Genomic DNA, 21,001 nt, shown 5'->3' with positions numbered 1-21,001 from the left:
ATGTGATCTAAATTCTTGTATTAAATTTTTTTAGGTATGACAAAAAAAATCAATCTTTTTGCTAACCTTAAATCAGACTTTGCTTCTGGTTTAGTGGTTTTCTTGGTGGCGCTTCCATTATGTTTGGGTATCGCCTTAGCGTCTGGTGCACCGCCATTATCAGGTATTATTGCTGGAATCGTAGGTGGTGTAGTAGTGGGCTCCTTGAGCCGCTCTCACATCAGCGTTTCCGGACCTGCAGCCGGCCTGACTGCAATTGTTTTGACTGCTATTACAGATTTGGGAGCCTTTAATATATTCCTGACAGCCGGACTAATCGCTGGATTGCTTCAGTTGATTCTAGGATTTATCAAAGCAGGAAGCATATCTAATTATTTTCCGACGAATGTAATTGAGGGAATGCTTGCTGGTATCGGAGTCATCATTATATTAAAACAAATTCCTCATGCTGTAGGATACGACAGTGATTTTGAAGGAGATGAAGCTTTTACGGAGAAAGGTGGAGGAAATGCCTTTGAATCTTTAATGAGTTCACTTGATCATCTGCAATTAGGCGCAATCTTAATCACAGTTATCTCGTTGATTATCCTGATTTCATGGGATAGGGTAGGTTTTCTGAAGAAATTAAAATTAGTTCCTGGCGCTTTGGTAGCAGTTATTGTCGGTGTAGCACTAAACGAAATCTTTACAGCTTCCGGAAGCTCTTTGGCTATTTCTAAAGACCATTTAGTTTCATTGCCGGTACCTCAATCCTTAGATGATTTCAAAAACATTATCGTTTTGCCTGATTTTGCCGGATTCACGAACCCGCAAGTATGGGTTGTGGGAGCAACGATTGCTATAGTAGCTTCTATTGAGACGCTCTTATGTATTGAAGCCTCAGACAGGATGGATACACAAAAGCGCTATACAGATACCAATGTTGAGTTAAAAGCGCAAGGAATCGGAAATATGCTTAGTTCGCTTATAGGAGGATTGCCTATGACTTCTGTTGTGGTAAGATCATCTGCGAATGCGAATGCGGGCGCAAAATCAAAAATGTCTGCAATCATCCACGGTCTTTTGTTGTTGATAAGTGTCTTGTCAATTCCATTCCTTCTGAATAAAATTCCATTGGCTACATTGGCAGCTGTATTATTGATGGTAGGTTATAAGCTAGCTAAGCCGTCAGTTATCATGCATTTCTGGCACAAAGGGAAATACCAATTTGTTCCTTTCATTGCTACCTTATTGGCAGTAGTTTTCACAGATTTGCTTAAAGGAGTTGCCCTAGGAATCATCATCAGCATCATCTTTATTTTGAGAGGAAATTTAAAAAGAGCCTACCGCTTTAGAAAAGAGAAATTTGAAGATGGCGACGTGATCCGAATTGATTTGGCACAAGAAGTTTCTTTCTTGAACAAGGCTGCCATCAAGACAACCTTAGCTGAAATACCAGAAAATTCTAAAGTCGTAATCAATGCTTCGGATACGGTATATATTGCCCACGACGTATTAGACTTGATTCAAGAATTTGCAACCATCAAAGCCGCTGAAGAAAATATCAAGGTAAAACTAAAAGGCTTTAAAAGAGCATATGAATTGGATGATATTGACGATAAATCCAATCATGTCTTCTTCGAAAATTACGAAGAAGCAAGACTAAGAAAACAAGCCAAAGCCGATTATGACAGATGTATTGCATTAGTCGAAAACGAAAGAAACAATAAAGAGTCGGTATAACCGACGTAATTTTAAAATTATAATACTAAAAACAATGAGCGATTTTTATAAAAAGATATTAGACGGTAACAAAAAATGGGTTGAATCTAAAATTAGCCAAGATCCAAAATATTTCGAAAAATTAGCAGAAGGACAGTCGCCACCATTATTATGGATCGGATGTTCAGACAGCCGTGTTCCTGCCAACGAAGTAATTGGAGCACAGCCTGGCGAAGTTTTTGTTCACAGAAATATTGCCAACATGGTCGTGCATTCTGACATGAACATGCTTAGTGTTTTGGATTATGCCGTAAACGTTTTGAAAGTGAAACACGTTATTGTGTGCGGACACTACGGATGTGGCGGCGTAAAAGCAGCTATGGGCAACGATTCGATTGGTTTGATTGACAACTGGATTCGCCACATTAAAGACGTTTACAGACATCACCACCACTATTTGGATTCAATTTTGGATGAAAAAGAACGTTTTGATTCTTTTGTAGAATTGAACGTGAAAGAACAAGTGTATGACTTGGCTAAAACTTCAATTGTACAAGGTGCTTGGAAAAACGGACAGGAATTATGCCTCCATGGTTGGGTATACGGGTTGAGTTCAGGTATCGTAAAAGATCTAGAAGTAAACCTTTGCGGTAATGAAGACTTAGACAGCGTCTACCAGCTAAAATTCTAAATAAAAAAAGCCTCTTGATTCAAGAGGCTTTTTTTATTCTTCGGATTCCAGATTTTCGTTGAAAGTGGAAGGCAATAATTGCGGGATAAATTTTATAAGTATCGGCAGTAGTAAAGTTCCTCCAGGCAATAAAAAGATTGTCAGCGATGGAATCGTCTTGCAGATTTCCAAAAGCTGTTTTTTTACTTTTTTCTTCTCTTTTGCATCTAAGCTGCGGTGTGTGGAATGTGTAAGTAAAAGCATCAGATCGCCGTTGTTAGCCAATTCTTTTGCCAATCGCGACTTATTTCGCGTAATCAGTAGTTTTACATTCTGGGTGGCCTGATCGTAAAAATGCTTGACAGGATTCGAATAATTAAAATACGGAATTTGCTTTTTATACTTATTGATAAAATTGTCAGTCGAGACAATACTTTCGGTGACAAAATTATCAGGAACATTCATAGTTTTTGCGAGCTCGTAAAGAAAGTAAGCTTCGTTGCTCTCCATTTCCATATCATTCCAGAGTGCCATTCCAGCCATGTCTATCAGATACAGCTTTTCTAGTTGCTGGGTGAAAAAAATTAATTCCAAAGCTTCAAGGTCTTGGACATTCACTTTTGAAAATTTCGTATAACGGACAGAAGCTTCAAAAAGCTTGATTAGCAAATCGTCATACTGTGACTTCTTAAGCTTAGTCTTCAAAGCCAAAGAGATAATGCTGACAATAGTTTCTTCCAGCTTTTTTAAGTAATTCTCAGGAATAGCATTATTCATCAGATACTGCTGAAAAGCCAATACATCCATAAACAACAAAGCATTCGTCAAGATATGCGAAAAGTTCTTGCTGATGATGTCTTCGTTAGTTTGAACTCGTTCGGCAATAATCTTTTCAAGATTGTGCGACGGCAGACTTTCCGGAAGCATTTTATCCAAAAGCGTAAACCCTTTAGGATGCATTTCTTTGTAAAAAGAGATAGCTCTTGTGATAAAGTCTTTTGAATTGGATTCGTGAGAGACCAAACCGTAAACGCCATAAAGCGTATTCAAGAGCGCTACTTTAGAGTATTCTTCAGAAATCCATCCTTTAGTATCAATTGGCATCGGCGTATCGAAAGAAACCACATGGCCGTAGATAAAACCGGTCGCTCTTGTATTTTTATAAAACTCCAGAGGATAGCCCACGACAGGAAGCTGCAGATGTTTCTGTTCTGCAAAAAACTTGTCTATCCAGCCGTGTGCCGATGGGTTGATCATGGTTTGAATTTCTGATGCAAAGCTATGTTTTTTATTAAGAAGACAAAAAATATTTAAAGGCTGCCTTTTACGCTGTCGGTTGACATTAAAATCCTTAGAAAGTGTGTTGAACAAAACTTAAATTAGTCACAATTGAAACTGACTTTTGACGCTTTATACTTATTTTTAATAGACATAATCCTAAAATAATCTCCATGAACCTAAAATCAGGAATGCCTTTTTGGCTGATCAAAGACGGCCTGCCGTTTACTTTTCCAAAACTGGACAAAGACATAGAAACCGATGTGGTCATCATTGGTGCTGGCATTTCGGGAGCATTAGTTCGTTATTACCTTCTCAATGCCGGAATACAATGCACGATGATTGATGCCCGGACTATCGGGTTAGGCAGTACATCAGCCAGTACCTCGCTGCTTCAGTATGAAATTGACACGCCGCTGCATAAATTGATTGAAATGATTGGAAAGGAACCTGCAGAAAGAGCCTATCAGCTTTGTGATTATGCCATTGATGAATTGGAAAAGATTGCAAAAAAAGTCAAGGCGGAAGAATTTGAAAGAAAGAAAAGCCTTTATTATGTTGCTTATAAAAAAGATATTCCGATGCTGGAAAAAGAATTTGAAGCTAGAAAACAAGCCGGATTTGATGTAAAACTGCTCAACGAAAAACAGATTTATAGCCAATACGGATTCAAAGCTCCGTTGGCAATTCTTTCGAATCATGGCGCACAGACCAATGCCTATGCGCTAACGCATCGCTTATTACAGTTTAAAACAGGGAAGGAGCTTAATATTTATGACAGAAGTCCTATTGTCGATATTAAGACAAAAAAAGACGGAGCTGTGCTGAAGACCGAAACGGGTTTTACGATAAAAGCAAAAAAAGTAATTTATGCCACAGGCTATGAGATTGTGGAGTTTATCGATAAAAAGATAGTCGATCTAAAATCTACCTATGCCGTCGTTAGCGAACAATATAACGAAAAGAAATTTTGGAAGGACGAGGTATTGATTTGGAATACAGCTGATCCGTATCTGTACATAAGGACAACACCAGACGGAAGGGTTTTGGTAGGAGGCAGGGATGAAGATTTTCACGATCCTGATAAGAGAAATAAGCTTATCAACAAAAAAACCAAGCAGTTGACCAAGGATGTCAATACTCTTTTTCCTCATTTGCATTTTAAGCCTGAGTTCAGTTGGACGGGAACTTTTGGTTCTACAAAAGACGGACTTCCTTTTATAGGCACGTATGACAAGCTTCCGAACAGTTATTTTGCTTTAGGTTTTGGAGGAAACGGAATTACTTTCAGCTTAATTGCAGCAGAAATTATTACCGACTTAATTCTTGGCAAGAAGAACAAGGATGCCTCAATTTTTTCCTTTGATAGACTCTGATTTATACTAAAATTCGTGTCAGCAAAATCGTATAACATAAAAGACTAATTGTATAAGTAGGATGGATTTTTTATTAGGTAATTTAGATAAACTGAAAATTATTTATGAACCAGCTAAAATCTATATCTTATGAAAAAGCCCGCAATTTTTGGAAAAGCAATACTAAGCCTGGCTGTTTTGGCACTAAGTTTTGGAATGACATCCTGTAAAAACGAACCCAAAACAGAAGACCCTAAAGAAGTTGCAGAAGAAGAAAACGAAGCCAAGTTTGACGATACCAAAAAAGCCGAAGAAGATGCCGAAATCCTTGTCGATGCCGCTGAATTCGACTTGCAGCAGAGAGAGCTCGGGAAATTAGCCCAAGCCAAAGGAGTTTCGACAGCCGTAAAAGATTTAGGAAAGATGATGGAGAAACATCATAACGATTCCTTTAATGAATTAGCGACGTTGGCCAAAGGAAAACAGATATCTATTCCTTCCGCAATTACAGAAGACGGACAAAAAGAATATGACCGTCTCAACAAGGCCGATGCCAAAAACTTCGACAAAGAATACCTTGACCGTATTTATAAAGACCATCACGAAGCTATAGAAGATTTTACGCAAGATGGACAGAAAACACAAGATGTAGAAATCAAAGCCTATCTTGAAGGAAAAGTAATTGCTTTAAAAGGCCATCATGATGCCATCCAGCAGTTGCAATCCACCACTGTTAAAAAATAAGCCTTATAAAATCGTTATCAATCAAATTCATATACCATGGGAAATCTACTTTATACAATCGCCGTAATCCTGATAATTATCTGGGCCATAGGCTTTTTAGGAGGAATGGTTACTAGCAATCTTATTCATATTTTGCTTGTAATTGCAATAATTGTCGTACTTTTAAGAGTAATACAAGGAAGAAAGCCTTTAGAATAATTTATAAACAAATAGTCTAACCAATAAAAAACAAAACATTATGGGAAATTTGCTTTATACAATTGCAGTTATTTTGGTAATTATCTGGGCATTAGGATTCTTCGGAGTGCTAGGAACAGGAATTGCTACCAGCGGCTTGATCCACATTTTATTAGTGATCGCAGTCATTATTATCTTGCTTAGAATTATTCAAGGGAGAAAGCCTTTATAAGAAATTTAATCCCGCCAAAAGCAAAAACAAAAGCCGCCGCAATATATTGCGGCGGCTTTTTCATTGACCAACTATTTAAACTTAACTAAAAACAATATTGGTTTTCTTCAATTAACTTTGAAGCAATAGTTTCACGCAAAGCAACCACATTTGGGAGATTGGTGTATTTCGTGAAACGTCTTAATCCCATCAACATCATTCGTTGCTCGTCGCCTTCTGCAAAAGAAGCGATACCTTCTTTTCCTTTAGCATTTACGATATCTACAGCTTTGTATAAGTACAATTGCGCCATAGCAATCTGTTCTTTTACATTTTCGGCACCTTTTGATTTTGCTAGCTTTTCGGTTCTTAAGATGGTAGATTCGGCCATATAGATCTCAATCAAGATATCGGACGCAGCCATCAGCAATTGCTGGTGCGCGTCTAAATCCGGACCGTATTTTTGTACGGCGCTTCCGGCTACCATCAAAAATGCTTTTTTCAATTTGGCTATCAGTTCCTTTTCTTCAGCGAATAACTCAGAATAGTCAGGCGTATTGAAATCCGGAATTCCCATCAATTCTTCAGCCACTTTCATAGCAGGACCTAACAAATCGACATGGCCTTTCATTGCCTTTTTGACAAGCATTCCGACAGAAAGCATTCTGTTGATTTCATTCGTTCCTTCATAGATTCTTGCGATTCTCGCATCTCTCCAGGCACTTTCCATTGGTGTGTCTTCAGAGAATCCCATTCCTCCAAGAATCTGTATTCCTTCGTCTGAGCAATTTTGTACGTCTTCAGAAATAGCCACTTTCAAGATAGAACATTCGATAGCGAATTCCTCAACTCCTTTCAATTCTGCTTCTTGATGAGAAACGCCTTCGGCAACACGAGCATTAATTCGGTCTTCAATGGATTTTCCAGCACGATAGGAAGCGCTTTCTCCCGCATAGCAAGAAGTAGCCATTTCTGCTAGTTTAGAGCGAATAGCCCCAAAGTTTGCAATTGGCGTATTGAATTGGATTCTTTCGTTCGCATATTTTACAGCTCCCGAAGTCACTCTCCTTTGGGCATCAAGACAGGCAGCGCCTAATTTGATACGGCCCACATTCAAAGCATTCATGGCAATCTTAAAACCGTTTCCTCTTTCTGAAAGCATGTTCTCTACAGGAACTTTTGTCTCGTTAAAGAAAACCTGACGGGTAGAGGAGGCACGGATGCCTAATTTATGTTCTTCCTCGTTCATTGAAATTCCGTTATTCGGATCGTTTTCTACAATGAATCCGGTGATGTTTTTATCGTCGCCGATTCTAGCAAATACGATGAAAAGACTGCAGAATCCCGCATTAGAAATCCACATTTTTTGACCCGTGATTTTATAATGCGTTCCGTCTTCAGACAAAACTGCTTTGGTTTTTCCAGAATTGGCGTCCGATCCCGCACCAGGTTCGGTCAGGCAATACGAGCCAAACCATTCGCCAGAAGCTAATTTTGGTACGTATTTTTTCTTTTGTTCTTCCGTTCCGTATAAAGTAATCGGCATGGTTCCGATTCCGGTATGCGCCCCAAATGCCGTAGAAAATGATCCTGTAGCGCCCGAAATATAGTCGCAAACCAGCATGGTAGAAACGAATCCCATTCCTAAACCGCCATATTCTTCAGGAACAGCAACGCCAAGAAGCCCTAGTTCTCCAGCTTTGCGCATGCATTCTTCTGTAAAGGCATAATCCTTATTCTCGAAGCGATTTTTGTTCGGCCAGATTTCTTTATCTACGAATTCTTTTACCGTCTGCTTCATCATCAACTGTTCCTCCGAAAAATCTTCCGGAGTAAAAATGTCTTCACTTTTTGTTTCTTTTACCAAAAACTGCCCGCCACGGGTAACGTCTTTTTCGATTGTATCTGCCATTGTTTTTTCTGTTTTTTGTTAGAGTTTTTTAAGATAATAGAGAATAGAGCATAGTTTATAGTTGATAGAGGATAGTTTATAGAGAAGAGGATTGCAAAGAATTTTGAAAATCCATATAATCTCCTAAATTCTAAATTTTTTAAAATGATGTCTCATATCCACTATCCACTATCCACTTTCAACTATTTATAGTATTTCGTAAATCCCAGCAGCTCCTTGTCCAGTACCTACACACATAGTTACGATACCGTATTTGTTGCCTCGGCGTTTCATCTCGTCAAATAGCTGTACGGAAAGCTTGGCTCCTGTACACCCTAGCGGGTGTCCTAATGCAATTGCGCCTCCATTTACGTTTACGATATCGGGATTGATGTCCAATTCACGGATAACGGCCAATGACTGTGATGCAAAAGCTTCGTTTAATTCGATTAATTCGATATCGTTTAGCGACATTCCGGCTTGTTTTAATGCTTTTGGAATGGCTTTTACGGGACCGATTCCCATGATTCTTGGCTCGACTCCCGCTGCGGCATAGCTTACCAGTCTTGCTATTGGCTCCAGGTTTAACTCTTTTACCAATTCTTCCGACATGACCATTACGAATGCGGCACCGTCGCTCATTTGTGATGAGGTTCCTGCCGTAACACTTCCGTCAGCAGCAAAAACAGGCTTTAGCTTTCCTAAGGCTTCCAATGAGGTGTCTGCTCTTGGGCCTTCGTCTTTGGTCACCGTATATGATTTGGTGGCTTTCTTTCCGTTTTCGTCAACAAAAATCTGGTCGATGGTGATAGGAACGATCTGCTTGTCAAATTTGCCTTCAGCCTGTGCTTTCAATGCTTTTTGGTGCGAATTGTAACCGAACAAATCTTGATCTTCACGAGAGACCTTGAATTGCTTAGCAACTGCTTCAGCTGTCAGTCCCATTCCCCAGTAGTAATCTTCGTGCCCTTCTTTGGCTACGGCATAATCTGGAGTCGGCTTGTAGCCTCCCATCGGAATAAAGCTCATGCTTTCGGCACCACCAGCAATAATGCAATCGGCCATTCCCGACTGGATTTTTGCAGTCGCCATTCCGATAGTTTCCAATCCCGAAGCGCAGTAACGGTTTACGGTCACTCCCGGAACGTCGTCTATTTTTAGTCCCATTAAGGAAATCAAACGCGCTACGTTTAGTCCTTGCTCGGCTTCTGGCATGGCGTTTCCGACCATGACATCGTCGATTCGTTTTTTGTCGAAATCAGGCAGCTCATTCATCATGTACTGGATGGTTTCTGCGGCCAGCTCGTCAGGACGCTTGAAGCGGAAGACTCCTTTTGGGGCTTTTCCGACGGCTGTGCGGTATGCTTTTACTATATATGCTGTTTTCATTTCTAGTTTCTTTAATGTCTCGATTAGTTTCTCAATGGTTTCCCTTTAGTCAGCATGAACTGGATTCTCTCCAATGTTTTTCTTTCTGTACATAATGACAAAAAGGCTTCTCTTTCAATGTCCAGTAAATATTGCTCTGTGACCAAGGTTGGTTCCGATAAATCGCCGCCCGCCATTACATAGGCCAACTTGTTTGCGATTTTCTTATCGTGCTCGGAAATGTAGTGTCCGGCCTCCATGCTGTCGGTTCCTACCAGAAACATTCCCAAGGCTTGTTTGCCTAAGACTTTAACGTCTTTTCTTCTCACAGGCTGCGTATATCCGGCTTCTGCCAAAAGCAAAGCGTGTTTTTTAGCTTCTGCAATCTGACGGTCTCTGTTGACGACTACGACGTCTTTTCCATGCTGCAAGATGCCCAAGTCGTACGCTTCGTAAGCAGAAGTCGATACTTTTGCCATCGCCACCGTCAAGAAATATTCCTGCAATACGTTTAGCTCCACGTCGTTTTTGCGGAACAAGTCAGATGCTCTGAGTGCCATTTCTTTCGAACCACCACCACCAGGGATAACGCCAACGCCGAATTCCACCAAACCGATATACGTTTCTGCTGCTGCAACTACTTTGTCGGCATGCATGCTCATTTCGCAGCCACCGCCTAGGGTCATTCCGTGCGGAGCGACTACCACAGGAATTCCCGAGTAGCGCACGCGCATCATCGTGTCTTGGAACAGCTTGATGGCCATATTAAGCTCGTCATATTCCTGCTCGACGGCCATCATGAAAATCATTCCGATGTTCGCGCCGACAGAAAAATTAGCGCCTTGGTTTCCAATAACCAAACCGGAGTATTCTTTTTCAGCTAAATCGATGGCTTTGTTGATGCCTTGCAGCACATCGCCTCCAATCGTATTCATTTTTGATTGGAACTCCAGATTTAAGATTCCATCGCCCAAATCATGGATTACGGCGCCGCTGTTGCTCCATACTTTTTTGCTTTCGCGTATGTTGTTGAGGATGATAAACGCATCCTGTCCCGGTACTTTTTTCTGTGATTTCGAAGCCCTGTCATAAAAATAAGTAGCCCCGTCTTTTATAGTGTAGAAAGATTTGTTGCCAGATGCCAGCATTTCAGTAACCCAAACGGCTGGCTCATAGCCTTCGGCTTTCATCAATTCGATTCCTTTTTCAACACCAATCGCATCCCAGATTTCAAACGGTCCGTTTTCCCATCCGAAGCCCGCTTTCATGGCATCGTCTATCTTATAAAAATCTTCGGTGATTTCTGGTACCCTGTTGGCAACATACGAAAACATACCAGAAAAGTTTTTTCTGTAAAATTCTCCCGCTTTGTCCGTTCCTTTAACCAAAACCTTGAAACGATCAATCGGCTTGTCTATGGTCTTTGTGAGCTCCAATGTTGCGAAAGAAGCTTTCTTCGGCGCTCTGTATTCTAGCGTATCCAGGTCAAGCGACAAGATGTCTTTGTCTACTTTTTTGTAGAATCCTTGGCCTGTCTTGCTTCCTAACCATTTGTTTTCCATCATCTTGCTGATGAATTCTGGCAGCTTGAACAGTTCGTGTGCTTCGTCGTTCGGAACGCCTTCATACAATCCGTTGGCTACGTGCACCAGCGTGTCCAATCCAACAACATCTACTGTCCTGAAGGTTGCCGATTTTGGTCGGCCGATAACCGGTCCGGTCAATTTATCGACTTCTTCTATAGTGAGTCCCAATTCTTTTACTTGGTGGAACATGCTCATGATTCCGAAGATACCGATACGGTTTCCGATGAATGCAGGCGTGTCTTTTGCAATGACCGATGTCTTGCCCAAGAACTTTTCGCCATATTCATTCAAGAAATCCAATACCTCTGTGGAAGTTTTTGGCCCAGGAATGATTTCAAAGAGTTTTAAATATCGAGCAGGATTAAAGAAGTGCGTTCCGCAGAAATGTTTCTGGAAATCTTCGCTTCTTCCTTCGCTCATAAAGTGAATCGGAATTCCCGAGGTATTTGAAGTAATTAAAGTACCCGGCTTCCTGAATTTTTCAATCTGCTCAAAAACCTGTTTTTTGATGTCGAGCCTTTCGACTACGACTTCAATAATCCAGTCGGCTTCTGCTATTTTAGACAAATCGTCGGTTGTATTTCCCGTCTTGATTCTGTCAGCAAATTTCAGGCTGTAGATAGGAGAGGGCTTTGATTTTAACGCATTTGCCAAATGTTCGTTTACTACTCGGTTTCTGACCGCTTTGCTTTCAAGCGTCAGGCCTTTTTTCTGTTCTGCTTCGGTCAATTCACGAGGCACAATATCGAGCAACAGTACTTCTACGCCGATATTTGCGAAATGGCAGGCAATGCCCGATCCCATGATTCCCGAACCAATGACAGCAACTTTTTTAATGAGTCGTTTCATTCCTTTATATTATTTGTTTGTTGTTTGTATCTGTTTTTCTTCTTCGATATCCGAAAAGATATGCTTGTCTGCAATGAGATTGTTGATGGTTTCTGCCACTTCAATAAAGTGCTGCAGTTTTTCTTCAGAGATGTGCTCTCGGATCGTCTCGTTAAATTTCAGTACGGTATTTTTAGAGAGTTCTCTTTTTTCTTTTCCGAATTTGGTAAGGTGTATCAGCACGCCGCGTCCATCGACTGGATTTTTCTTGCGTGTAATCAATCCTTTGTCTTCCATGGATTTCAATGTTCTCGTAAGGCTGGTAGCTTCCATTCCCATTTTAGGGCCTAGCGTGGTCGAAGGCGAGCCTTTGTCTTTGTCAAGGCTCAATAACGCGAATCCTGTAGCCATAGTTGCACCGTATTTGGCGGCTTCTTCATTATACATGCGTGAGACGGCTTGCCATGTCGCTCTCAAAATATAGTCTATTGTTTTGTCTTTCATAAGTATTAGCTTATTCCAAATGTACAAAATAAAATATTATGCATGCATAGTAATTTGTTTTTTTAACAGAATAATTATCTTTTGATAACTTCCGTTGCTTTTTATCCGGTACCTAAATGCGGTTTCAGGCTATAGATTTCCTAAAGCAGCAATAAAATAATTTTAAATTTGTATAATCCTTATAATTGATAGATGAGAATAAGAGAGCTATTCACGCCTTTGCAGCCTACCGTAACGCCTTATAATCTTGAAGTGCTCTATCAAGATAAGGCTCCAAGTCTGGCATTGCAGGATACTATTTACTGCTATTGGCAATTAAAGACAAATGCGCCTCTAGAAAACGAATTCGTCTATCGGGTTGTGGCCGACGGCTGTATTGATATCTTTTTTGAGCTGCACAGGCCCGAAGAAAATTTTGTCATGGGCTTTTGCAAAAAATACACCGAATTTATTCTCGATAAAAACTTTCATTATATCGGCATACGATTTCTGCCGACCATGTTCACGCAATTATTTTCAGTCCCAGCCTTTGAACTGAGCAACCGTTCCCAAGAATTAGAATTGGTCCTGCCTGAAGTTGCCGCGTTTATCAGAAGCCGGTTCGACGCGACTATGGATTTTAGCAGCATTACAGATGTGCTAGATTCCCTTTTTATAGGCTACTTGCAAGAAGCCAGCTTGAGTTATGATAACAGGCTCTACGATGCCATCCAGATTATCCTTAAAAATTATGGCGTGGTCGACATCAAAAATGATCTGGATACGGGAATCAGTCCGAGGCAGCTCCATAGGCTGTTTGATTTTTATGTCGGGACCAATGCCAAGACCTTCAGCCAGGTCGTGAGATTCCAAAACATATTAAAAGCCAAGCCTTCCAGCCAGAGCCTTAGGGAGAACAAGCTGTTTTATGACGTAGGTTATTACGATCAATCCCATTTTATCAAAGACTTTAAAAACTTTTATGGCGTGACGCCGAGCAAAGCCTTCGGAAGGTAATTATGTCTATTTTTTACAATCTAATCCAATCGTATTTTGAGAAATTTGTAATGTAAAAAAGCAACATTATGAAAAAAGCACTATTAATTTTATTGTTGGCTGGCACATCAGCACATTTTTATGCTCAAAAAAGTCTAACCGTTAAAACCGCAAAACCCATGAAACTAAACGCAGGAATCGTAACAAATAAGCTATCCGAAAGCAAGGCATTCTATACCGATACCCTAGGATTTGGAGTCACCTTCGAAAATGAATTTTACCTGCTCATGCACACGCCCAACCATGAAGCAGAGATCAGCTTTCTATTGCCGAATCATCCTTCGCAGCAGCCGTTATTCCACAAGCCTTTTTTGGGCGACGGGATGTACCTGACCATCGAAGTCGAAAACGTCGACAGCCGATATGAAGAATTAAAAAAGAAAGGCGTCACTATCAAGATCGACCTGAGAGACGAGCCCTGGGGCGACAGGCACTTTGCCATCCAAGACCCGAATGGAGTAGGGATTGACATTGTCCAATATGCTTCAAGAGAATAATAAAAAAGAGTGCCCTGTATGTTAAGGCACTCTTTTTTTATTTTAAAAACAAATTAGTCGGTCTATTGAAACTGCATCTTTTCTTCCTCAATATCCAGACGGCGCAAGTGCCTTCGGACAACCTCTTCATTCACATGATGGTCGTGGTTCCAGGTACGCAGCCAATGCCTTTGCTGGTCGAGCATCGCGAGATAGACGGTCTTGCATTCCGAAGCCATCGAGGCATCATCCAGCAAAACGCTGCTGTCTTCCCATTTGCGGGCTATCTGCTGCAAGACGGGCTGTTCTTTTAGCTCTTTGGAATATTTGGTCTTTAGATGTTCCAGACTTTGCTGGGCCAGCTGTTTGTACATGTGATGATACGATTCCTCGTCACTAAGCAGATGGTCGTATTCCGGCAAGTTGAATTTCTTGATAATAAAAGGAAGCGTCAAGCCCTGCACGACCAACGTCAGTAAGATGACAACAAAAGTGATGAACAAGATGAGGTTGCGCTGCGGAAAGGCCGCCCCGTTGTCTAATTGTACCGGAATCGACAGTGCCGCTGCTAAGGATACCACGCCTCTCATGCCCGCCCATCCTAAAACAAACGGTCCTTTTATCCCTGGATTTCGGGTGTCGGCTACCGCGATAAAATTTCGGACGATCAGCGTAAAGATAACCGCCCCATACGCAGATATGATACGAACAATAATCAATACAGCCGTAATCAATACGCCGTAGCCCATGGCAGCACTTATGCTCACGCCTTCCAAGCCGTTTACGATTTCCGGAAGTTCCAATCCTATAAACATAAATACAAGTCCGTTCAGCACAAATACCAGCGACTCCCATACGTTTACGGCCCTGAGCCTGCTGCTTCCGGACAAAAAACGATGGTTTCGCGTGGCCAAGAACAAGCCGCCGCTCACGACAGACAAGACTCCCGAACTGTGCAGTTCTTCCGCAACCATATACATAATATAAGGCGCCACCAGTGTAAGCACGATGTCCATGTTGACGTCTGTTGGCAATAGCCTATGCACTTTAAAAAACACGAACGCGATAAGCACGCCGATGCCTATTCCTCCAAAGACCATCCACCCGAAGTTCAAGGCAGCTTCCTGCAAGATAAACTGTCCCGTACCAATGGTAATTAACGCAAATCGAAAGACGATCAAACTCGAAGCGTCATTCAATAAGCTCTCTCCCTCCAGCATAGAGGCCAGCCTTTTCGGCACTTTTACGAATTTTAATATGGCACCTACACTCACCGCATCAGGAGGCGATACGATGCCGCCCAAAAGGAATCCCAACGCCAGCGTGAATCCGGGGATAAAGTGGCTGGATACCAAGGCGACGGCAAAAGCCGTAAGAAATACGATCAAAAAGGCAAAGCTGCCGATAATCCTGCGCCAGCGCCAAAGTTCCTTCCAAGAGGTCGACCAGGCCGCTTCATAAAGCAGCGGCGGCAGGAAGATGATGAATATCAACTCAGGATCTATCTTAACCGGAGGTATGCCCGGTATAAAGCTGATAGCCAAGCCCGCCAATACCAATAAGATAGGGTAGGCAATCTTGATTTTGTTGGCCAGCATGACCAGAAAAATAATGGCCAGAATAACAGCCAGATAGAAAGGGAATTGGTGCAGCATAGGATAATTTTAGATACAAATATATAAATTTGGACGAGTCTTTTGCAATGGCCTAACTAAAGCTTCTTGCCACCTTAGAAATCGTGAATTACTTGCTGCCAAAACAAAAGAGTAGTTTGACTGCAAGGTATTTTAGCTTTGTTTATATTTGAAGTGCGCTATTTAGTAAGAAATAAAGAAAAGCTCTGAATTAACTTATGATACTATGAGGACTATTTTTGAAGGAAAGACTACTATTTGGAAAGAATTTGCTAGAGCAACTGATGGAAGATTTGTAGAAGGACATTCTTGGCATTCGGATCGGACCGAGATTGAGCATAAGGATTGGCTGGTTGTTTTTGACCATTATACGCTATGGTCCGGAAAATACAACCAGCAAATGACTAGAGTAATCGCCCCGTTGGTTTCATTAGACAATTTCCAATTTGAGATTTATCGTGCTGGTCTTGCTCGGAAAATTGAAAAACTATTTGGCGGACAAGATGTAGCAATCGGCTACCCTGAATTTGACAAAGCGTTTATTATTAAGGCCAATAACGAATTGAAAATAAAATCATTTTTACGCAATAAAAACATTCGAGATTCTATAGCACTGCAGAAAGAAGTAAATATACTGATGTCTGACCAAAAAGGAATTTGGGAAGAGAAGCTTCCGAAGAACCATTTCGAACTTTCCTTCTTTTTAGACGGATCGGTAGAAGATATCGCACTTTTAAAATCATTGCTGGATCTTTTTAAGGAAATGATAGACGAACTCTATCAATTGCAATCTATTGCGCCCAAAGCATAACACTATTTTAGAATGTAGTGCTGTTTATTTAAATAGCCTAAATAACCTTATTAGTATCGATGAACGTCTTCCTAATGTGCTTTTCTGCCGGAGCCTGCCTTCTCTTGAGCTTTATGCTTTTTTTCCATCCGCTGGGACAGAACCTAAAAGCCAACAGATGGCTTGCCCTGTTTGTCTTTCTGATGGGAAGCTCCTTTTTAGAAGTCAGCCTTAGAAGCGAAGAATATCCTTTTGCCAATCTTAGCCTATGGCTCAATGCCCTGCAGTTTATCATGGCGCCCAGCCTTTGGCTAAGCACGCTCTATTTTGTGAATCCCACCAAATCTTTTGCAAAGAAAGACGTATTACATTTTTTGCCCTTCTTGATCTACACGAGTATTGCTTTTCTAGGATTTTCAGGAAGCACTAACCTGATGTTGATAAAGCTATTTAGCATCGGTTCCGCAGATTTTTTAGTCCGCGATATAGTGCCCGTACAGTTGGCAGCCTACATAATCTTCTGTTATCTTGCCTTGATTCGGCACAAAAAGAACCTGCGCCTCATAGCAGCAGCGACTTCAGAGATAAGCTTGGACTGGCTTCGGTACTTTTTACTCATCTTGATTTTCATGCTGCTTTTCTGGATCAATGATGCCTTGATAGGCCTGCCGCAGATGCTAGATATCATGCCCGTCGTATATACAGGCGCTGTCTTTTTTCTATCCTATTTTTCCATCCGGCAGCGTACTATTTTTGAATTCGACACAAAAGAACTGCAAGACATAACCGCGCTTTTTGAAGCTCCCGTACCAAAACAGCCCAAAAAGACAGGACGGCTAGACAAAGCCGAGCTGGCCCTGTTATCAGAAAAGCTAGACAAGCTGGTTACTGAAGAAAAGATTTTCTTAGATAACGGACTAAGCCTTCCTGTTTTGGCAGACAAGCTCGGAATCAGCATACACGATGCTTCGTATCTGATCAATGAAGCTACGGGAGGCAATTTCTATAACTTCATCAACAGCAAAAGAGTAGAAGAAGCAAAACGGCTGCTGGCTTCAGATAAGGTAGAAGCACTCAACATGGTCGGCATTGCCTTTGCTTCCGGTTTTAATTCAAAGACGGCCTTTAATACCGCTTTTAAAAAGTGGACCGGGATGTCGCCTACCGAATACGCCAAGAGCAATAACAGGCAATAAAACCTGTTCGGATATATCCACCCGAACAAACAAGGCTGTTTTTCAGGCTAATTTTGGCCTTTCAAAACAGCGTACCTATGACCACTTACCGTAAAAATCTCGTTGCTTTTCTGTTCTCTATCTTTTTCAGCCTGCCGGCTTCCAATGCCTGCACGATATTTATTGCGAACGACGGGCGTCATGTCTGGATCGGCAATAACGAAGACGAAGCTCCATCTCTTAACTACAGGCTTTGGTATTTTCCTGCCCTCAAAAAATCCTATGGGTATATGATCTGGACAGAGCTTTCGTCCGATGAAAAAACCAACATCCAGATGTATAAGAATCCCCAAGGCGGCATGAATACCAAAGGGCTCTTTGTAGATTATACCGCCATAGACGAAATTCCTGCCACGCGCGACCCTAAAAAGACAGACAGAGAAACCGAAGTAGCTACAGACATCCTAAAGAGATGCAAGACCGTAGACGAAGCCCTACAATTCATCTCCCAATTTAATCTGGTGCGCCTCACGGGAGCCCAGCTTTTTATAAGCGATGCCAGCGGCGATTATGCTACGGTACACGGTAGTTATGTAATAAGACGTGCCGCAAAGAATTTTGCACTGACCAACTACAGCATCAACAACCAGCACCATGAAGCCTGCTGGCGAAGGGATCTTGCCAACGAATATTTACGCCAGGAAAAAAACTATGGATTGCAAGACATTGTAGAAATTCTGCAAAAGACAGCGCAGAAAAAGCCAAGCAATCTCGTTTCCAATTATTCCATGGCGGCAGAACTAAAAAAGAAAACCATCCATCTGTATTATAAAAACGACTTTGCTCTTCCGGTCGTTATTTCTTTACACGAAGAGCTTAAAAAAGGCAAGCATTTTCAAGACATGCAAGCCTATTTTCCCAAAAGTATTGCTCCGGTGATACTAGAAAAATATACAGCAGAAGGCATAGACAGCGCCTTGGCCGCCTATGATTCATTAAGAAAATACCATCCCCATGACTATAACTTCAAGAACAACGATGCCGTCGAACTGGCTGCACAGGCAATAGCCATGGGCCATACCAAAGACGGTATCCGTTTCTTAGAACGGCTGAAAGCATATGACCCAGAAAAACTCGAAATCGATACCTGGCTTGCAACAGCCTACCGCAAAGAAGGCAGGATTGCCGAGAGCGACCGATGCTTTGCAAAAGCGCTTGCTGCCGACCCATACAATTACGCTGCCACCCTCTTTGGCAAGCAGCACGACCAGACTATTACCTTCACGATGAATGATTTTGAGGGAGCTGAGCAGGTTTCCCTTACGGGAGATTTTTCCAATTGGGCAATCCTCCCGATGCAAAAAGAAAAGGGCAGGTGGACCTGTACCGTTTCACTGCCCAAAGGAGAATACCGTTATAAGTTCATCGTCAATGGCCTCTATCTGGCAGATCAGCTCAATTTGCTCTATGCAGGTTCCGGACCCGACATCTATTCTATTTTGTATGTGTGGTAGGCTGCCACGGACTGTTTTTCTGTTGTATGGTAATCGGGCAAGTTAAAAAAAACACTAAATTATTTTGTGCAACCAAAAAGTTGCATATATTTGCAACTGATAAGTTGCGCATTGAACCTTTCTGAAATCACTTTTTTAGGAAAATATTTTGCCAACTCGATAGTATTGAGTAACTTAAAGTAAAAAAAATGAAAAACAATCTTTTAATGAATTTTTCTGTTGACAAGGAAAATAAGAAAATCAGAGTAGAAAGGGAATTTGCAGCACCTCTAGACAAGGTATGGGCTGCGTGGACCACGAGCGAACTGCTCGACCAATGGTGGGCGCCAAAACCATGGAAAGCCAAAACCAAATCGATGGATTTCAGCGAAGGCGGAACCTGGCTCTATGCCATGGTAGGCCCTGACGGTACGCAACACTGGGCAAGAGCCGACTATAAAGACATCAAAGTTCCACAAAGCTATTCGGCCTATGACGCTTTCTGCGACGAGAACGGTACTATAAATACAGATTTCTCTAGATCGCTATGGAACAACACCTTCAAGCAGCAATCCGATTCGACTATCGTGACTATCGAAATCAGCTACAAAGAGCTGGCTGACCTAGAACAGATCCTCGAAATGGGCTTCAAGGAAGGATTTACTGCCGGATTAGAAAATCTAGATGCGCTTTTGGCATCCTGATCCCTTCTGTAAAAGCAATTATTTATCAAGCTGTCCTGCTATCATGCAGGGCAGCTTTTTTGTATATTAGCGGTGCATTGCAACAGGTTCCAATAATAAAGAAACACAAAGGCCATGGCAAAAAACAAGACGACAGAAACCCAATCCAGCGTAACAGATTTTATCAACACGGTTCCAGACGAGACCAAACGAAACGACTGCTTCCAGATAGCCGCTATCTATGAAGAACTTACAGGATACCCTCCCAAAATGTGGGGAGGCAGCATCATCGGGTACGGCAGCTACCATTACAAATACAACAGCGGCCATGAGGGCGACATGCCTTATGCCGCATTCTCGCCAAGAAAAGATTCGATAGTACTGTATATAGACGAATTTGAGACCCGCGAAGAATTATTGCAGAAACTCGGAAAACACAAGACAGGCAAGGTCTGCGTCTACATCAAAAAACTCGCAGATATCGACATCGACATCATGAAACAGCTCATCACTGCCTCGACAAAACACGCCAAGGCACTCTATCCTTAATCCGGTCTTCTAATCATAATTCGTAATTCCCAATTCATAATGCATTTGTGGACTCCACAACAAAGCACAATTGAACCTTACAGCAAAGCACAAAGTGTACAGAATACCGACTTTTGCCAGAAAAGATAACGACTGTATCATGAACATACAGCAAATACCCAATACGATATGAAAGTAATCATTACTGGAGCGACAGGCATGGTAGGAGAAGGAGTCCTGTTAGAATGCCTGCAGAACCCAGCCGTAAAGCAAGTACTGATGGTCAACCGCAAGCCATCGCCCTTAAGCCATCCAAAATTAGAAGCGCTTATCGTGCCGGATTTTATGAAGCTGGAACAATATGCAGCTGCCTTAGCCGGATACGACGCCTGTTTCTATTGCGCCGGCATAAGCTCGATAGGGATGAACGAAGCCGACTATACACACATCACCTACGATACGACGCTCGCTTTTGCCAAAGTTCTGGCAGCAATCAACCCGAACATGGTTTTTACTTTCGTTTCCGGCAGCCATACCGACAGTTCCGAAAAAGGCCGCATCATGTGGGCAAGAGTAAAAGGCCGTACCGAAAATGCGCTGCTAAAGCTTCCGTTTAGGGGCGAATACAATTTCCGTCCCGGATTCATGAAGCCCTTCAAAGAACAAAAGAACATAAAGGCTATCTTTAAGATTATCATACCGATAATTCCGATTCTGTTCCCGAAAAAATCGCTCACGATGCAGCAGATAGGGCAGGCCATGATTCATGCCGTGCAGAAAGGCTATCCGAAATCCATACTCGAAATAGAAGACATCAAGGAACTGGCAAAGCCAGTCTAACAGTCGTATACAAACAAATAATAAATGGGCTCTC

Annotated in this window: 20 protein-coding genes; 14 read left to right on the top strand and 6 right to left on the bottom strand. The window is 41.8% G+C overall.

The window, feature by feature from the left end:
* Window positions 1-36: 36 nt before the first annotated feature.
* Together GGR22_RS00800 and can are read left to right on the top strand one after the other, a co-directional pair.
* On the top strand, window positions 37-1,722 hold the full coding sequence (locus tag GGR22_RS00800; RefSeq protein ID WP_182492190.1) for a SulP family inorganic anion transporter: 1,686 nt from the start codon (window positions 37-39) through the stop codon (window positions 1,720-1,722).
* 34 nt (window positions 1,723-1,756) lie between these two features.
* Window positions 1,757-2,392: a carbonate dehydratase gene (gene can / locus GGR22_RS00795; protein WP_121374510.1), complete on the top strand. Its 636-nt coding sequence runs from the start codon at window positions 1,757-1,759 to the stop codon at window positions 2,390-2,392.
* A 33-nt stretch (window positions 2,393-2,425) separates the two neighbouring features.
* Here can and GGR22_RS00790 read toward each other — a convergent pair whose 3' ends face one another.
* Window positions 2,426-3,628, bottom strand: a complete 1,203-nt coding sequence (locus GGR22_RS00790; protein ID WP_182492189.1) for an LETM1-related biofilm-associated protein — start codon at window positions 3,626-3,628, stop codon at window positions 2,426-2,428.
* A 194-nt stretch (window positions 3,629-3,822) separates the two neighbouring features.
* Here GGR22_RS00790 and GGR22_RS00785 point away from each other — a divergent pair, with 194 nt between their 5' ends.
* The 4 genes from GGR22_RS00785 (at window position 3,823) to GGR22_RS00770 (ending at window position 6,157) form a co-directional block, all read left to right on the top strand.
* Window positions 3,823-5,025: an NAD(P)/FAD-dependent oxidoreductase gene (locus tag GGR22_RS00785; protein WP_182492188.1), complete on the top strand. Its 1,203-nt coding sequence runs from the start codon at window positions 3,823-3,825 to the stop codon at window positions 5,023-5,025.
* A 129-nt stretch (window positions 5,026-5,154) separates the two neighbouring features.
* Window positions 5,155-5,748, top strand: coding sequence for a DUF4142 domain-containing protein (locus tag GGR22_RS00780; RefSeq protein ID WP_182492187.1), 594 nt, complete (start codon window positions 5,155-5,157; stop codon window positions 5,746-5,748).
* Window positions 5,749-5,784: 36 nt separating this feature from the next.
* A complete protein-coding gene (locus tag GGR22_RS00775) occupies window positions 5,785-5,946 on the top strand; it encodes a lmo0937 family membrane protein (RefSeq protein ID WP_121374506.1) in 162 nt (53 codons plus the stop codon).
* 40 nt (window positions 5,947-5,986) lie between these two features.
* Window positions 5,987-6,157, top strand: coding sequence for a lmo0937 family membrane protein (locus tag GGR22_RS00770; RefSeq protein ID WP_121374505.1), 171 nt, complete (start codon window positions 5,987-5,989; stop codon window positions 6,155-6,157).
* An 85-nt stretch (window positions 6,158-6,242) separates the two neighbouring features.
* Here GGR22_RS00770 and GGR22_RS00765 read toward each other — a convergent pair whose 3' ends face one another.
* The 4 genes from GGR22_RS00765 to GGR22_RS00750 all read right to left on the bottom strand — a co-directional run bounded on the left by GGR22_RS00765 (window position 6,243) and on the right by GGR22_RS00750 (window position 12,313).
* Window positions 6,243-8,048, bottom strand: coding sequence for an acyl-CoA dehydrogenase family protein (locus tag GGR22_RS00765; RefSeq protein ID WP_182492186.1), 1,806 nt, complete (start codon window positions 8,046-8,048; stop codon window positions 6,243-6,245).
* Between the two features lie 186 nt (window positions 8,049-8,234).
* The gene (locus GGR22_RS00760; protein ID WP_182492185.1) at window positions 8,235-9,416 is read right to left on the bottom strand and encodes an acetyl-CoA C-acyltransferase; all 1,182 of its coding nucleotides are present in this window, start codon (window positions 9,414-9,416) and stop codon (window positions 8,235-8,237) included.
* Between the two features lie 23 nt (window positions 9,417-9,439).
* A complete protein-coding gene (locus GGR22_RS00755) occupies window positions 9,440-11,830 on the bottom strand; it encodes a 3-hydroxyacyl-CoA dehydrogenase/enoyl-CoA hydratase family protein (protein WP_182492184.1) in 2,391 nt (796 codons plus the stop codon).
* Window positions 11,831-11,839: 9 nt separating this feature from the next.
* Window positions 11,840-12,313: a MarR family winged helix-turn-helix transcriptional regulator gene (locus GGR22_RS00750; protein ID WP_182492183.1), complete on the bottom strand. Its 474-nt coding sequence runs from the start codon at window positions 12,311-12,313 to the stop codon at window positions 11,840-11,842.
* A 192-nt stretch (window positions 12,314-12,505) separates the two neighbouring features.
* Here GGR22_RS00750 and GGR22_RS00745 point away from each other — a divergent pair, with 192 nt between their 5' ends.
* Both GGR22_RS00745 and GGR22_RS00740 read left to right on the top strand, forming a co-directional pair.
* Window positions 12,506-13,309 carry an AraC family transcriptional regulator gene (locus GGR22_RS00745; RefSeq protein ID WP_182492182.1) on the top strand — a complete coding sequence of 268 codons (804 nt, stop codon included), beginning with the start codon at window positions 12,506-12,508 and terminating at the stop codon, window positions 13,307-13,309.
* Between the two features lie 158 nt (window positions 13,310-13,467).
* Window positions 13,468-13,845, top strand: a complete 378-nt coding sequence (locus GGR22_RS00740) for a VOC family protein (protein WP_182493489.1) — start codon at window positions 13,468-13,470, stop codon at window positions 13,843-13,845.
* Between the two features lie 62 nt (window positions 13,846-13,907).
* Here GGR22_RS00740 and GGR22_RS00735 read toward each other — a convergent pair whose 3' ends face one another.
* Window positions 13,908-15,479 carry a Na+/H+ antiporter gene (locus GGR22_RS00735; RefSeq protein WP_182492181.1) on the bottom strand — a complete coding sequence of 524 codons (1,572 nt, stop codon included), beginning with the start codon at window positions 15,477-15,479 and terminating at the stop codon, window positions 13,908-13,910.
* Window positions 15,480-15,684: 205 nt separating this feature from the next.
* On the opposite strand from GGR22_RS00735, the gene GGR22_RS00730 reads away from it, so the two are divergent.
* The 6 genes from GGR22_RS00730 (at window position 15,685) to GGR22_RS00705 (ending at window position 20,967) form a co-directional block, all read left to right on the top strand.
* Window positions 15,685-16,269 carry a hypothetical protein gene (locus GGR22_RS00730; RefSeq protein WP_182492180.1) on the top strand — a complete coding sequence of 195 codons (585 nt, stop codon included), beginning with the start codon at window positions 15,685-15,687 and terminating at the stop codon, window positions 16,267-16,269.
* Between the two features lie 59 nt (window positions 16,270-16,328).
* Window positions 16,329-17,444, top strand: coding sequence for a helix-turn-helix domain-containing protein (locus GGR22_RS00725; protein ID WP_182492179.1), 1,116 nt, complete (start codon window positions 16,329-16,331; stop codon window positions 17,442-17,444).
* Between the two features lie 77 nt (window positions 17,445-17,521).
* Complete coding sequence (locus tag GGR22_RS17095; RefSeq protein WP_220477615.1) at window positions 17,522-18,937, top strand: hypothetical protein; 1,416 nt, start codon at window positions 17,522-17,524, stop codon at window positions 18,935-18,937.
* A gap of 188 nt (window positions 18,938-19,125) precedes the next feature.
* Window positions 19,126-19,620, top strand: coding sequence for an SRPBCC family protein (locus tag GGR22_RS00715; protein ID WP_182492178.1), 495 nt, complete (start codon window positions 19,126-19,128; stop codon window positions 19,618-19,620).
* Between the two features lie 114 nt (window positions 19,621-19,734).
* Window positions 19,735-20,148 carry a DUF1801 domain-containing protein gene (locus GGR22_RS00710; RefSeq protein ID WP_121374495.1) on the top strand — a complete coding sequence of 138 codons (414 nt, stop codon included), beginning with the start codon at window positions 19,735-19,737 and terminating at the stop codon, window positions 20,146-20,148.
* Window positions 20,149-20,316: 168 nt separating this feature from the next.
* Complete coding sequence (locus GGR22_RS00705) at window positions 20,317-20,967, top strand: NAD-dependent epimerase/dehydratase family protein (RefSeq protein ID WP_182492177.1); 651 nt, start codon at window positions 20,317-20,319, stop codon at window positions 20,965-20,967.
* Window positions 20,968-21,001 lie beyond the last annotated feature (34 nt).

The organism is Flavobacterium gossypii, from assembly GCF_014138495.1.
GTDB lineage: Bacteria > Bacteroidota > Bacteroidia > Flavobacteriales > Flavobacteriaceae > Flavobacterium > Flavobacterium endophyticum.
The sequence above is the reverse complement of the archived record's forward strand: the minus strand, read 5'-3'. Positions and strand labels throughout refer to the sequence as shown.